Here is a 14,164-nt window from a genome sequence, read left to right on the forward strand (position 1 = left end):
AACCGGTCCTGCATTCCCTGCTCCGCCGCCCGACTCACCGGTAGAGTCGAAGACAACGCCAGCCGTATCCCATCACCATCAGCCGGAGGAATTGAGCCACATGCGAGTAGCTGTTATCGGAGCAACCGGAAATGTTGGCACAGCCCTGCTGCGCCGGCTGGCACAGGCCCGCGGTGAACGCGGAGGGGACCTGGAAATTGTGGGCATTGCCCGCAGGGTGCCCGACACCAGCGCCCCGCCGTACGACGGCGTCCAGTGGCACAGCATCGATATCGCCACCGGTGAGGGCCGCGAGAAGCTGACGGAGGCACTGAGGGGAGCCGACGCCGTCGTCCATCTTGCCTGGGCCATCCAGCCCAACCATGACGAGGCGGAGCTGCACCGCATCAACGTGCACGGAACTGAAAACGCGCTGGCGGCAGCAGCGGCGGCAGGAGTGCGCCAGTTTGTCTGCGCCTCCTCCGTGGGGGCCTACTCCCCTGCGCCCAAGGACCGGCTCACCGACGAGTCCTGGCCGGCACGCGGTATCGCCAGCTCGCACTACAGCCGGCACAAGGGCGAGCAGGAAGCACTGCTGGACGCGTTTGAGCGTGAGTACCCCGAGATCCCCGTGGCCCGGCTTCGTCCGGGCCTGATCTTCTCGTCGGACGCCGGAAACGAAATCGGCAATTACTTCCTGGGGCCGCTGGTTCCAAAACTCATCCTGAACAAGCTCAGCCTGCCGCTGATCCCCCTGCCGCAGGAGTTTTCCTTCCAGATTGTCCACGCCGATGACATGGCAGATGCCTACTGGCGGGTGCTGGACCAGCGTGCCGAGGGCGCCTTCAACATTGCCGCGGATCCGGTGATCACTCCGGAGATCCTCGCCGGGGTGCTCGGCGCCCGGCGCCTGCTGAACATTCCGGTGAAACTGGTGCGCGCCGTTGTCGGCCTGACCTGGGCTGCGCACCTGCAGCGCACCGATCCTGGCTGGATCGACATGGCGGCCGGCGCGCCGATCATGGACACCTCGCGGGCGCGGGAGGTTTTGGGCTGGAACCCGCGCCGCACCTCCATTGAATCGCTGAAGTTTGTTCTGGACGGACTGACCCGGGGTGAAGGGGTCAAAGGCTCACCGCTTCTCGCTCCGCGGCGCTGAGCGCAGCCCGGACGTCCTCTTCCAGCAGCTCCGCGTTCAGGCCCACCGCAAGGCGGTAGGCATCCCCGGCAGCAGCCACCACCTGGCTGGAAGGATCGGTGACGTTGCCAACAGCCCAGATGCCGTAGGCGCCGGTCCGCCCGGTGGAGTCGGTTTCAAGGCAGCCGTCGGCATCCCGGCGGCACCCGGGAACCGACCACGGCAACGGGTCCACCGAGGCGCCGGGTTCACAGAACACGGCCCGGCAATCCAGCTGCCGCCCGTCTGCCAGTGCCACGCCCGTGAGGGCATCATCATGCACCAGCAGGTTCTCCGCGGTGCCCTCCACGATCTGAACGCCCATGGCCGTCAGGGACCGGACATCCTCCGCCGTCAGGTCCAGTCCTTCCTGGACGAGCAGCGTCACCTCTGACGAAAAGCTGCGGACCAGGAATGTCTGCTGCACCGAGGACGGGCTTGAACCCAAGACAACCAGCGGACGGTCCGCCACCTCCCAGCCGTGGCAGTAGGGGCACTGCAGCAGGTCCTTGCCCCAGCGCTCCCGTGCCCCGGAGACCTCCGGCAGGACATCCCGCAGCCCGGTGGCAATGACCACGTGCCGGCCGCGCAGCACCCTTCCGTCCGCCAGCTTCACCGACCGGTCCGGCTGCAGCTGTGTGGCCTGCCCGGACAATACGTCCACGTCATACCGTTCCAGGTCGGAGCGGCACAGCTCCAGCAGATAGTCCGGAGCAACGCCGTCGCGGGAGGGAAAGCCGTGAACATGGTCGGCGGGAGAATTGCGGGGGTGGCCGGCGTCGATCACCGCCACCTTGCGGCGGGCACGTCCGAGCACGGTGGCCGCCGTCAGGCCGGCGATTCCTCCGCCAATAATCACCACGTCATAGCGGGCAGCGGGGGCAGCAGAAGCAACAGTCATAATTCCTTTGTACAACAGATTTCGGGAAATAGTCAGCAGGCTTACTTGTGCCATAAAATTGCTCCCATGGACAACAGCACACGGGCCGCATCAGGCTCCAAACTCAAGCAGGGGATCACCGGTCCCATGCTGTATCTCTTCATCCTGGGGGATGTTCTGGGAGCGGGAATCTACGCTCTGGTGGGCGAGGTCTCCGGCGAAGTCGGCGGCGCCGTGTGGGTGCCGCTTGCAGTGGCCCTGCTCCTGGCGCTGCTCACGGCTTCCTCCTATGCGGAACTGGTCACCAAGTATCCCCAGGCCGGCGGAGCCGCGGTTTTTGCCGCACGCGCCTTCAAACGCCCTGCCGTTTCCTTCCTGGTGGGGTACTGCATGCTGGCGGCCGGGGTCACCAGCGCCGCCGGGCTGTCCCTGGCGTTTAGCGGCGACTACCTGTCGCCGTTCCTGGATGTGCCGCCGGTGCCCACGGCCATTGTCTTCCTGCTTCTCATCGCCCTGCTCAACGCGCGGGGAATTTCCGAGTCCGTGCGCAGCAATGTGGTGATGACGGTTATCGAACTCTCCGGCCTGATCCTCGTGATTGTGCTGGTGGCGTTCATGGTGGGCCGCGGAGACGGTCACACCGAGCAGATCACGCAATTCACCGACGGCGTCAACCCCGCAACGGCCGTCCTGGGCGCATCGGTGATCGCGTACTACTCCTTCGTGGGCTTTGAAGTGTCCGCCAATGTTGCCGAAGAGGTCCGCGACGTCAGCCGCGTCTATCCGAGGGCACTCTTCGGGGCTCTGCTGACGGCCGGAGTGGTGTACGTGCTGATCGGCCTGGCGGCTGCGTCCGCCCTGCCCACAGAAGACCTGGCCAATTCCAGCGGACCGCTCTTGGATGTGGTCAGCGCCACCGGATACGGCGTACCGGATTGGCTGTTCAGCCTGATTGCACTGGTAGCCGTTGCCAACGGCGCCCTGCTGACCATGATCATGTCCAGCCGCCTGACCTACGGAATGGCCGAACAGGGCCTGTTCCCCGGGGTCTTCGCCAAGGTCCTGCCGAACCGCAAGACGCCATGGGTGGCCATCATTGCCACCACCGCCGTCGCCATGATCCTGACGATGACCGGCGAGCTGGCCTCACTGGCTGAAACCGTGGTGCTGCTCCTGCTCTTTGTCTTTCTGAGCACCAACATCTCTGTCATTGTTCTGCGGAAGGACGAGGTGGACCATAAGCACTTCCGCACCCCCCTGGTACTGCCCTACCTCGCCATTGCCTCCTGCATCCTGCTGCTGGCCCAGCAGTCCGGGGCGGTGTGGCTGCGGGCCGGAATCCTGCTCGCCCTCGGAGTGATCCTGTACTTTGTGCGCCGGGTGGTCAAGGCCAAGCAGCACTAGCCGCAGCAAACCCACAAGAGGCCGGCCCCGAGCGTTCAAGCTCGGGGCCGGCCTCTTGCGGAGTCAGCTAACGCAGGATGGCTGCGTTGTCAGCTAGCGCAGGTCGTCGTCGTAATCCTTGCCCGCGTGCTGCTGGCGCAGCTCGCGGCCCTGCTCAATGTCCTTTTCCATCTGTTCCTGGCGCTTGTCGATCTGGCGCGTGTCACGCGGGGGAAGCTGGACGGACTCCTCGGCCTGGATTCCGGCCTGCAGTTCGCGTCCGCGCTCCACCTCGGCGTCAAACTCGGCACCGAACAGCAGCGACACGTTAGCCAGCCAGAGCCACAGCAGAAGCACGATCACGCCACCAATGGCGCCGTACGTGGCGTTGTAGTTGCCGAAGTTTGCCACGTAGAAGCTAAAGCCCAGCGTGACGATCCCCAGCACGATCAGTGCGATGAATGCACCCATGCTCATCCAGCGGAATTTGGGCTGCTTCACGTTGGGAGTGGCGTAGTACAGAATGGCCACGAGCAAAACGGCGAAGACCAGCATCACTGGCCATTTGGCGATGTTCCAGACCATGACAGCCTCGGAGCCGAGCCCAATAAAGTTGCCCAGCGTTTCGGCAACCGGGCCGCTGAGCACCAGCATCATCAGCAGTGCGGCAACCAGCAGGATGAGGATCAGGGTCACCAGGAGCTGGGTCGGCAGCAGCTTCCAGGCCGGCCGTCCCTCCTCCACTTCATAGATGCGGTTCATGGACCGGCCAAAGGCTTTGACGTAGCCGGAGGCGGACCAGAGGGCGCCGACAATACCGACGATCAGCGCGAGTCCGGCGCTGCTCGAGGACGTCAGCTGTTTGATGGGGCCCTCCAGGACGTCCACGGCGCTGCCGGGGGCGAATTCCTTGAGGAGGTCCAGCATGGCGTTGGTGGTGCTCTCAGCCTGCCCCACCAGTCCAAGAATCGACACCAGTGCCAGCAGCGCCGGGAAGAGTGCCAGGACCGTGTAGTACGTCAGTGCCGCAGCGAGGTCGGTGCACTGGTCCTTGCTGAACTCGCGGAGCGTCTTCCGTGCAATGTACTTCCAGCTGGGCTTGGTGACCTCTGCCGGGCTGTCCGGTTTGCTCGCGTCGTCCGGGCTGGGAGCCGTTTGGGCCCCTTCCCGATTGTCCTGCTGTGCCATCACGGCCTCCTGGATCCATTGGAATACTGGCTTTCATCCTATTGGTAAGTGTGCTTACTCCCAAAGGACCTACTTGTATGGATCCGGTTCCTGCGGCCGCCGGAGTCAAAACTTTTTGTAGTAGTCAGTCAGCAGCGTCTCTTCCTCCGCGCTGAGGGCGCTGTCGGGGTCCACCTGCGGTGAGTCATCCACGGCCTGCAGGGTGTAATTCACGTAGATGTCTTCGCCGTCGCGCCGTGCGCCGGCCAACGGAACAAAGTGCTGGCGCGTTTCAAAGAGCCCGAGCGCCACCGTAATCCACTCGGGGGCACCGGTTGCGCGATCCAGGTGCACCTCGCCCACAAGTCCCAGCCGTTCACCGTCCTTGGCCCACACGGTGGAACCCTGAAGTTCGTGGACCACAAATTCATCAGCCATTGCTGCACCCCTCTTCAGTGCCCGCCGGCCGCGGGTCGCCTGCCCCAAGCCAGCCAGACGGCGCCCGGGTTGTCAACGGCGGGAAGCTGAACGGCCGCCTTCGAAACCGGCGCTACTCCTCGGAGGAGGATTCCTCACGCTCGTCAAAGACCTGCTGCCCCGGCCCGGTGAAGGAGTGGCGCCGGTCCACTGCTTCAAGGGAGCCGGTGAAGAACTGGGACGTGCTCGTGTCCAGCGGATCTCCGCCACCGGTGGAACGCGGACCGCGGTGCACCTCCGGGGCAGCCGGACGGACCTCTTCCCACCGCTGGCGAGGCAGCGCTCCGGGATGCCATTCCTGCAGATAGGTAACCATCGCTTCGCGCACCAGGCAGCGCAGGTCAAACAGGGTGCCGCTGTCCGCCGCGCTGACCAGGACACGCACGCGCACCATCCCGTTCACCGCGTCGGTTACCTGCAGCACAGAGGTACGGCCGTCCCACAGATCAGTGCCTGAGAGGGTTTCCGTCAGATGGGCGCGCAAATCACCCACCGGCGCCCGCCAGTCCAAATCCAGTTCCACCGTGCCAAGGATGGCGGACTGCTTCCGCGTCCAATTCTCAAAGGGCGTGGTGGTGAAGTAGGCGGAGGGGAGGATCAACCGCCGGTCATCCCACAGATGCACCACCACGTAGGTCATGGTGATTTCCTCGATCGTGCCCCACTGCGTTTCAACCACCACCACATCGTCAACGCGGATGGCGTCGGTGAAGGCCAGCTGCATGCCGGCAAAGACGTTGGTCAGGGTGCTCTGAACGGCAAGGCCCGCAACAATGGAGATCAAACCTGCGGAGGCGAGAATACCGGCTCCCAGCGCCTGCACCTCCGGGATAGTGAGCAGGACGCAGGCCACCGCAATGATGACAATGATGGCCACGCCCACGCGGCGCCCCAGCATCACCTGCGTCTTCAGCCGGCGCATCCGGCGGTTGTCTTTGGTGTCCGTCTTGTACTTGGTGAGGAGCATCGCCTCAACGATGAGCAGGATCACCACGGCCAGCCAGGCAAGGGATGCAATAAGCGCCAGGGTCAGCCCGTAATTGATCGACGGGAACCACTCGGAGCCGCGCATCGTGACGCCCACGGCAATCCGGATGCCTATCAGGGACAGCGTCAGCCGCAGCGGGTTGCGCCCCAGTGCGGTTACCTCGCGGATCCTCGGAACGCGCCGGAAAATCCTTGCGGTGGATTCCCTCACGATCCGGGCCAGCAGCAGGGCCACTGCCACGGCTATGAGAACACCTAAGAGGGGCTTGAACCCGGACACAGCGGAAAGAAGATCTTGCATACGTTCGATCGTGACAGCTTCCCCGGGGGTCCTGTCCAATCGGCAGCGGCTGATTTCCGTGAGATCCGAATCACCCCGGCAACGCCGGAGGGCACCCCTGAATTCAGGGATGCCCTCCTGCGTCAGCCTCGCCCGCTCAAGGGGGCGAACGGCGGACCTATTTGGCGGCGTCGGCCGCAGCGGCCGCCTTGGCGACCATCGGCACTACGTTGTCCAGGGCGTACGGCACGCTGAGGATGTTGATTGCGGAGACCGAGAAGACGCGCTCGGCGTCGGAGTCTGCAACCAGGGCGCCGTTCTTCACGGCGGGGATCTGGCCCAGCAGCGGATCATTGACGATGGCAGCAGCGGCCTCGTCATCGGCAACCCACGTCACGAAGATGTCCGAATCCAGCTGGTTGGCATCTTCATCAGCCCACGGGAAGTAGAAGGCATCGGCGGGCGCATTCTCATCCACCACGGGGGCCTGCACCATGCCCAGCTCGGTCAGGAACTTGGGACGGTTGTCCAGAGAGGTGTAAACCGAGGAGGCTCCCTTGGCGAGGTTGCCGTAGATGAAGGACTTGCCGGCAAGTTCCGGGTACTGCGCACCGGCATCCTTGATGGACTGCTCAGTGTCAGCCACCAGCTTCTCCGCCTTGTCGCTGACGCCGAGCGCCGTACCGATCATCGTGGCGGTGTCCTGCCAGGAAGTGCCCCAGGGAGCATCGGGGTAAGCGACCACGGGGGCAATCTTGGAAAGCTTGTCGTAATCTTCCTGCGTCAGCCCGGAGTACGCAGCAAGAATGACATCAGGGTTGGTGGCTGCCACATCGTCAAAGGCAATGCCGTCTGCTTCGGAGTACTGGACCGGAGCGTTTTCCGATCCGATCGGCGCATCCAGCTCTTCCAGTGCTTCATCGATCCATGGGGTGGTCCCCTGCTCGTTGCCGCCGTACACGATGGTGGGCATGCCCACCGGAACAACGTCCAGAGCCAGGGCAGTTTCCGCATTGGCCCAGGCTACGGTGGCTACGCGCTCGGGAGCAGATTCAATGGTGGTTTCACCAAAGGCGTGCTCAATGGTGACCGGAAACGAATCGGCTGCCGCTTCTGCGGAACTTCCGCTGTCGCTCGATCCGCCGGTAGAGCCGGTTGAGCAGGCGGAGAGGGACAAGACGGCGACGGCGGCAACGGCCGCAGCGCGGCGCATCCGGGACAGGGCCATGGGGGCTCCTTGACTAAGGGTGTGGATTTTTACGAGACGTTGCCCGGAAAATCCGGACAAAGTAAGGCTAACCTATCCTCATGGTAATTACGCAACGTCTATCTTGCGTAATCGGAAGTCCGCCCGGCTGTTATGCCGGGGCTTCTCCGGGATACAGGTAGACCTCGCCGTCGCGCACTTCCACGCGGTGGGCCTTTGCGTTCACCAGGGCGGGCAGGCAGAGTGCCTCACCGGTGCGCAGGCAGAAGCGCGCGGAATGAATGGGGCACTCCACTTCGGTGTCCTCGATCCACCCCTCGGACAGCGACGCCTCCTCGTGGGTGCACGTGTCGTTGAGCGCGTAAAAGTTTCCGTTATCGCTGTGGAACACCGCAATATCGTCGGCTGTTCCGGCAGCCTCGGCGTCGACCTTGACCGCCGTACCTTCTTCGATCTCATCGGCGGCGGCAACCCGAATGCCAACAGTCATTTTCAACCCTCTTCCGGCCTGGGGCCGTAACGATGTTTCCCTCTGCATCAATCACGTTACCCGGCGCGGCCGGCACCGCGCACAAGCCCGCAGCGGGGCTGAGGCCTACAACGGGGCGGAGGCCCCGGCGCCGCGGTGAACTTCCAGCTCCCGGATCAGGGCAATAAGTTCGCTGCGAAGCTCAGGGCGGATATCAGCGCTGAATCCTGCCGCTTCAATGTCATCGGCCCGCACCAGCAGTTGGCGGCCAAGGTCGGAAATGGCCACAACCCTGCGCGGGGCCCCTGCAGCGGCAGGGGGCAATTCACGCACCAGTCCCTGGCGGGCCATGGTCACCAGCGACGTTCCAAGTGTTTGGGCGGTCACCCGCAGCCGCCGGGCCAGTTCGGCGCGCTTCATCGGTCCGTCCGTCTTCAGGACCCTCAGGACAGTGACCCGCTCCTGCGTCAGGCCCACATCCCTCAACCGGTTATCCACTTCCCGCCGCACCAATCGCGCTGCCGTGGACAGCAGCCGGACGGCTTCCCAATCCCCCTCGTTCTGCATTTGCCTGCTTCCCTGTACGTGTTCCGTGTACGTGTCTCCAGTTGGCATGTAAATAATCAGTGTGCTTACCATTCCAACGCTAAGCAGGGGGGTCTTGTCAAGATTCTTACGTCCGGACCGAATGGGCGGACATACTCCCGAACACCCTTTCTGCCCGTGGTGACCGCGCGTATGCTGAGCCGCACGGCCAACGGGGGCTGCCTGGAGCAGCCCGAGCGAAGGGGAAGTGCCATGAGCACAAAGGACCTGCAGGATGCCCGCAGCACCTCGACCGACGGCGCCAAAACGGTCAGGGAACGGGTGGTCACCGCCCGGGATGCCAGGGCGCTGGCGGAGGAATCCCGGATCGCCGAGGACCGGCGCCCCAGTTTCGCCAAGGGCATTTACATGGGCAGCTACAACCTGGACCTCATCCGCCCCCAGCTTCCCGATCCGGAAGAAGCGATCCGGGAACGCGACTTCCTCGACCGGCTGGCCGCTTTCTGCAAGACGCTGGACGGACAGGTGATCGAAACCACCGGCGTCATCCCGGACGACTACCTGCGGGGCCTGACGGATTTGGGGGTTTTTGGCATGAAGATTCCCCGCCGGTATTCCGGGCTCGGGTTGTCCCTCCTTGCCTACGGACGCGCCCTAATGCTGCTCGGATCCGTGCATCCCAGCCTGGGTGCACTGGTGTCCGCCCACCTGTCCATCGGTGTACCGGAACCGGTCAAGGTGTTCGGCACCGAGGCGCAGAAGGAAGAGTATCTGCCCCGCTGCGCGTCCGGAGCCATCTCCGCCTTCCTGCTGACAGAGCCCGACGTCGGCTCCGACCCCGCACGGATGCGTGCCACCGCGGTGCCCTCCGAAGACGGCAGTGAATACGTCCTGAACGGGGTGAAGCTGTGGACCACCAACGGGGTCATTGCGGAACTGGTGGTGGTCATGGCAGCCGTACCGCCGCACGGCACGGAAAAAGGCGGCATCAGCGCCTTCGTAGTGGAAATGGACACCCCGGGGATCACCGTGGAAAACCGGAACAACTTCATGGGCCTGCGGGGCATTGAAAACGGTGTGACCCGGCTGCGCGGCGTGCGGGTGCCGGCTGCCAACCGGCTCGGCAGGGAAGGCCAGGGCCTGAAGATCGCCCTCACCACACTGAACACCGGCCGCCTGTCCATTCCCGCACTGTGCGCCGGAGCGGGGAAGTGGTCACTGAAAATCGCCCGGGGCTGGACCGGCACACGTGAGCAGTGGGGCCAGCCGATCGGCCGGCACGAGGCAGTGGCGAAGAAAGTTGCCTTCATCGCCGGAACCGCCTTTGCCTTGGAGAGCGTCTTTGAGTTGTCGGCTTCCATGGCCGACGCCGGGACCAAGGACATCCGGATTGAGGCAGCGCTGGCCAAACTGTGGGCTTCGGAGATGGCTTACCGGATCGCTGACGAGCTGGTGCAGGTCCGCGGCGGGCGGGGATTTGAAACGGCTGCTTCCCTGGCCGCGCGCGGCGAGCGTGCGGTGGCCGCCGAGCAGCAGCTGAGGGACCTGCGGATCAACCGGGTTTTTGAGGGCAGCACGGAAATCATGCACCTTTTGATTGCCCGGGAGGCGGTGGATGCCCACTTGAAGGCCGCGGGCGATCTGGCCGTAGCCGACGCACCGCTGGGCAACAAGGCCCGGGCAGCCATGAAGGCCAGCGGATTCTACGGCCGCTGGCTCCCCACCCTCGCAGCCGGCCGGGGTTCCGTGCCAACGGCCTACGCCGAATTTGGCCCCCTGGCCGTGTACCTGCGCTACGCTGACCGCGCGTCCCGGCGCCTTGCCCGTTCCACGTTTTACGGGATGGCCCGCTGGCAGGCGGGGCTGGAGCACCACCAGGTGTTCCTGGGCCGGATTGTGGACATTGGCGCTGAACTCTTTGCCGTGTCTGCGGTCTGCATGCGGGCGGAAACCATGCGGCTGAAGGACCCCGCCGCCGGCGCAGAAGCCTATGAGCTGGCCGCCGCCTTCTGCGCCCAGTCACGGGTCCGGACGGACACGCTCTTTGATGACCTGTGGCGCAATTCGGATGCCGAAGACCGGCAGCTCGCCAAAGGAGTGCTGGCGGGACGCTACACCTGGCTGGAAGACGGAGTGCTGGACCAGTCCGAGGGCACCGGGCCGTGGATCTCCGAGTGGGCCAACGGACCGGAGGCCGGTGAGAACCTCCACCGCCGGTACCGGTAAAGGCTGCGCCTCCTAAACACGGCACTTCCCCAGACCGCGCGCGGCCGGCGCTGACTGCCGGCGCTGGAACCCTTGACACGCGATGGCTGCTGCTAAAGACTGGCCGTATCCGCGCGCCATACCGGTCGGTTGGTCGGTATCGCGCCCCGCAGCATCCCAAGGAGCTCCATGCCAGAGAACACCGTCCCCGCCCGCCGGCTGGAAGGAAAAACGGCCATTGTCACGGGCGCCAGCAGGGGCATAGGCCTGGCAGTTGCCCAGCGGTTCGTTGCGGAAGGTGCCCGAGTTTGCATTACTGCACGCAAGCCCGGACCGCTCGCGGAGGCAGCGGCCCTGTTTCCGGAAGACTCTGTCCTGGCTCTTGCCGGCAAATCCGACGACGCCGAACACCGCGCCGAGGTTCTGGACACCGTCGCGGCAAATTTCGGCCGGCTGGACATCCTGGTCAACAATGCCGGCATCAATCCGGTCTACGGCCCGCTGATGGACCTGGATCCGGATGCTGCGCGCAAAATCATGGAGGTCAATCTCTACGGCACCCTCGGCTGGGTGCAGGCCGCCTACCACCACGAGAAACTGGATTTTGCCGGGCGGGGCGGATCCGTCATCAACCTGTCCTCCGTCAGTGCTCAGACGCCGTCCCCCGGCATCAGCTTTTACGGGATCAGCAAGGCGGCCATTGAGCAGCTCACCCGCTCCCTGGCAGTGGAGCTCGGTCCGGCTGTCCGGGTCAACGCCCTGGCGCCCGCGGTGGTCAAGACTCAGTTTGCCCGGGCGCTCTACGAGGGACGCGAAGAGCAAGTTGCCGCTGCCTATCCGCTGGGCCGCCTGGGAACCCCCGACGACGTGGCCGCTGCGGCCGCCTTCCTGGCTTCCGATGACGCAGCCTGGATCACCGGACAGATCCTCAACCTCGACGGCGGCCTGCTGGCTGCCGGCGGCAACGCCTAAGTACGCAAAGGAAGCACCCCATGACTCCGCTTTCCCCTCTGCTGTCCCCCGAGATCGAAGACCTGCGCCTGCGCACCCGCGACTTCATTCGTTCCGTAGTGATACCGGCCGAGCCTGCCCCCGGCGAGCGCCTGGAGGAATCCGAACGGACCCGGCTGCAGGCGGCAGCCAAAGACGCCGGAGTATTTGCCCCGCACGTTGCCCGGGAGTACGGCGGGCAGGGAGTCCCGCTGGCCTCGTGGTCCCCCATCTTCCAGGAAGCCGGTTACTCGTTGATTGGCCCCACGGTGCTCAACTGCCAGGCACCGGATGAAGGCAACATGCACATGCTGGAGCTGATCGGCACGCCGGAACAGAAGGAGCAGTACCTCCGGCCCCTGGTTTCCGGCGCCGCCCGCTCCTGCTTCGGCATGACCGAACCCCATCCCGGTGCAGGATCGGATCCCGCCGCGCTGATGAGTTCTGCAGCAAAGGTGGACGGCGGCTGGGTCATCAACGGCCACAAGCGCTTCACCAGCGGAGCCAACAATGCGGCATTCTGCATCGCCATGGTGCGCACTGCCGCCGTCGACGGCGCCGCCGGAGCGGACTCATCCTCCCCGGCGGCCGCTCCGGCCGGAGCCACCATGCTGCTGGTGGACATGGACACCCCGGGTGTGCGGATCGGCGAGCAGGTCTCCACCATGGACCGGGCCATTGGCGGCGGTCATCCGCACGTACATTTTGAGGATGTCTTTGTCCCGGACACTGCCGTTTTGGGCTCCCCCGGGCAGGGCTTCCGTTACGCCCAGGTGCGTTTGGGCCCGGCCCGGCTGACCCACTGCATGCGGTGGCTGGGGCTGGCGCGGCGGGCAATGGACATTGCCCTGGACCGGACCAACACGCGGGAGATCTTCGGTTCCGCCATGCACGAGCTGGGCATCGCCCAGGACATGCTGGCCCTGAACGTGATGGACCTGGAAACGTCCGACGCAATCATCACTAAAACCGCCGCACTGCTGGAAACCGATGCCAAGGCCGGATCCGCCCTCTCCTCGGTGGCCAAGGCCCATACTTCCGAAGCGGTGTACCGGGTGATCGACCGCTCGTTGCAGCTGTGCGGGGGCGACGGCGTCACCAACAGTTTGCCGCTGGCGTCCTACCTGAACGAGGTGCGGGCCTTCCGCATTTATGACGGCTCCAATGAGACGCACAAGTGGGCCATCGCGCGCCGCGCTTCCACAGCCCGACGGCGCGAAGTCGAAGCAGGCGCGCAGTTCCTGGCGTCCGTCGGCGCCGATCAGTCCTTCACCGGCGCGGGGGCCTGATGTCAGTCACAGCAGTTTCCCTGCAAACCGTCCCCGACGGCCGGGAAGTAGTCGCCACCGCGGCCGATGCCGCAGCACTGGCCTCACCTCCGCTGCTGATCGTGGACGCCGTCACGGCCTTCCTGGACGAGCACAATCTCGGTTCCGGGCCCTTGTCCTGGGCACAGATCGGCGACGGACAGTCCAACGTCACGTACCGCCTGGAGCGCGGAGGCGAGGTTTTCGTGCTCCGCCGGGGTCCGCGGCCGCCCCTGCCCCGCTCAACCCATGACATGATCCGCGAAGCACGCATCCAGCAGCTCCTGCAGGACCGCGGCATTCCGGTACCCGCCATCCTCGCTGTCTGCGCTGACGAATCTGTCCTGGGCGTGCCCTTCTACGTGATGACGTTCCTGGAAGGACTGGTCATCACCGACAGCACTCCCGCCGCACTGAACTCGCCCGAACAGCGGCTGGCCACCAGCAACGCCGTCGTCGACACCCTGGTGCAGCTGCACCAGGTGGACGTCACCACCGGCGATCTGGCGTCCTTCGGGCGGGCCGACGGATATCTGCGCCGGCAGGTGGAGCGATTTTCCGCCCTCTGGGAGATCAACACCACCCGGTCGCTGCCCGATGTCGCCGTGCTGGGCAGCTGGCTGGCCGACAACCTGCCCGCCAGCCAGCAGGCATCGGTGCTGCACGGCGACTACCGTCCCGGGAACCTGATGTTTCAGGCGTCCGCGCCGGCGCGGGTCGCCGCCGTCCTCGACTGGGAGATGGCGGCCATCGGCGACCCTTTGGCGGACCTCGGCTACCTCACCGCCACCTATTCGGAACCCGGCAGCCCGCCCAGTCCGCTGGAGCTGACTCCCGTAACCCGAAATCCGGGTTACCTGCGGCGGGCGGACCTCATTGCCCGTTACCGGGAGCAGACGAACCTCTCCCTGGACGCACTGCCCTGGTATCAGACCCTGGCCCTGTGGAAGGCTTCCATTTTCTGCGAAGCCATCTACACCAGGTGGCTCAAGGGAGAGCGGCCCGGCGACACCCTGTTTGCGCCGTCGTTGGAGGCAGGCGTTCCGCAGCTGCTCGCCCAGGCCCGGGGCTTCGCCGGACTGTCACGGGCGCAGACCGGCCAGTGACCGC

At 65.0% G+C, this 14,164-nt stretch carries 13 protein-coding genes; 6 read left to right on the forward strand and 7 right to left on the reverse strand.

What is annotated here, in order from left to right; all coding sequences use genetic code 11:
- Window positions 1-100: 100 nt before the first annotated feature.
- Complete coding sequence (locus tag AC4D2Q_RS03745) at window positions 101-1,138, forward strand: NAD-dependent epimerase/dehydratase family protein (protein WP_490945050.1); 1,038 nt, start codon at window positions 101-103, stop codon at window positions 1,136-1,138.
- On the opposite strand, the gene AC4D2Q_RS03750 is transcribed toward AC4D2Q_RS03745, so the two are convergent.
- Complete coding sequence (locus tag AC4D2Q_RS03750; protein ID WP_490945052.1) at window positions 1,104-2,057, reverse strand: NAD(P)/FAD-dependent oxidoreductase; 954 nt, start codon at window positions 2,055-2,057, stop codon at window positions 1,104-1,106. The genes AC4D2Q_RS03745 and AC4D2Q_RS03750 overlap by 35 nt on opposite strands.
- 66 nt (window positions 2,058-2,123) lie before the next feature.
- On the opposite strand from AC4D2Q_RS03750, the gene AC4D2Q_RS03755 reads away from it, so the two are divergent.
- Window positions 2,124-3,440 carry an APC family permease gene (locus tag AC4D2Q_RS03755; protein ID WP_490945054.1) on the forward strand — a complete coding sequence of 439 codons (1,317 nt, stop codon included), beginning with the start codon at window positions 2,124-2,126 and terminating at the stop codon, window positions 3,438-3,440.
- Window positions 3,441-3,533: 93 nt separating this feature from the next.
- Here the strand turns inward: AC4D2Q_RS03755 and AC4D2Q_RS03760 are convergent, their stop codons facing one another.
- From AC4D2Q_RS03760 to AC4D2Q_RS03785, 6 genes are all read right to left on the reverse strand, one after another.
- Window positions 3,534-4,607 (reverse strand): YihY/virulence factor BrkB family protein, encoded by a 1,074-nt coding sequence (locus AC4D2Q_RS03760; RefSeq protein ID WP_490926139.1) that lies wholly within the window; start codon window positions 4,605-4,607, stop codon window positions 3,534-3,536.
- A 105-nt stretch (window positions 4,608-4,712) separates the two neighbouring features.
- A complete protein-coding gene (locus AC4D2Q_RS03765; RefSeq protein WP_490945056.1) occupies window positions 4,713-5,024 on the reverse strand; it encodes a PRC-barrel domain-containing protein in 312 nt (103 codons plus the stop codon).
- Between the two features lie 112 nt (window positions 5,025-5,136).
- On the reverse strand, window positions 5,137-6,291 hold the full coding sequence (locus AC4D2Q_RS03770) for a mechanosensitive ion channel family protein (RefSeq protein WP_490945058.1): 1,155 nt from the start codon (window positions 6,289-6,291) through the stop codon (window positions 5,137-5,139).
- A 217-nt stretch (window positions 6,292-6,508) separates the two neighbouring features.
- Window positions 6,509-7,558: an iron-siderophore ABC transporter substrate-binding protein gene (locus AC4D2Q_RS03775; RefSeq protein WP_490926136.1), complete on the reverse strand. Its 1,050-nt coding sequence runs from the start codon at window positions 7,556-7,558 to the stop codon at window positions 6,509-6,511.
- A 130-nt stretch (window positions 7,559-7,688) separates the two neighbouring features.
- A complete protein-coding gene (locus tag AC4D2Q_RS03780) occupies window positions 7,689-8,027 on the reverse strand; it encodes a bifunctional 3-phenylpropionate/cinnamic acid dioxygenase ferredoxin subunit (RefSeq protein WP_490926135.1) in 339 nt (112 codons plus the stop codon).
- Between the two features lie 105 nt (window positions 8,028-8,132).
- Window positions 8,133-8,573: a MarR family winged helix-turn-helix transcriptional regulator gene (locus AC4D2Q_RS03785; protein ID WP_490926134.1), complete on the reverse strand. Its 441-nt coding sequence runs from the start codon at window positions 8,571-8,573 to the stop codon at window positions 8,133-8,135.
- A 231-nt stretch (window positions 8,574-8,804) separates the two neighbouring features.
- Here AC4D2Q_RS03785 and AC4D2Q_RS03790 point away from each other — a divergent pair, with 231 nt between their 5' ends.
- The 4 genes from AC4D2Q_RS03790 (at window position 8,805) to AC4D2Q_RS03805 (ending at window position 14,160) form a co-directional block, all read left to right on the forward strand.
- Entirely contained in the window at window positions 8,805-10,778 is a 1,974-nt protein-coding gene (locus AC4D2Q_RS03790; RefSeq protein WP_490945060.1) for an acyl-CoA dehydrogenase family protein, read from the forward strand.
- Window positions 10,779-10,946: 168 nt separating this feature from the next.
- A complete protein-coding gene (locus AC4D2Q_RS03795) occupies window positions 10,947-11,729 on the forward strand; it encodes an SDR family oxidoreductase (protein WP_490945062.1) in 783 nt (260 codons plus the stop codon).
- Between the two features lie 20 nt (window positions 11,730-11,749).
- Window positions 11,750-13,036 carry an acyl-CoA dehydrogenase family protein gene (locus AC4D2Q_RS03800; protein WP_490945064.1) on the forward strand — a complete coding sequence of 429 codons (1,287 nt, stop codon included), beginning with the start codon at window positions 11,750-11,752 and terminating at the stop codon, window positions 13,034-13,036.
- Window positions 13,036-14,160: a phosphotransferase family protein gene (locus tag AC4D2Q_RS03805; RefSeq protein ID WP_490945066.1), complete on the forward strand. Its 1,125-nt coding sequence runs from the start codon at window positions 13,036-13,038 to the stop codon at window positions 14,158-14,160. The genes AC4D2Q_RS03800 and AC4D2Q_RS03805 overlap by 1 nt, the downstream gene beginning before the upstream one ends.
- Window positions 14,161-14,164 lie beyond the last annotated feature (4 nt).

The sequence above is a fragment of the Arthrobacter sp. TJ-178 genome, assembly GCF_058269275.1.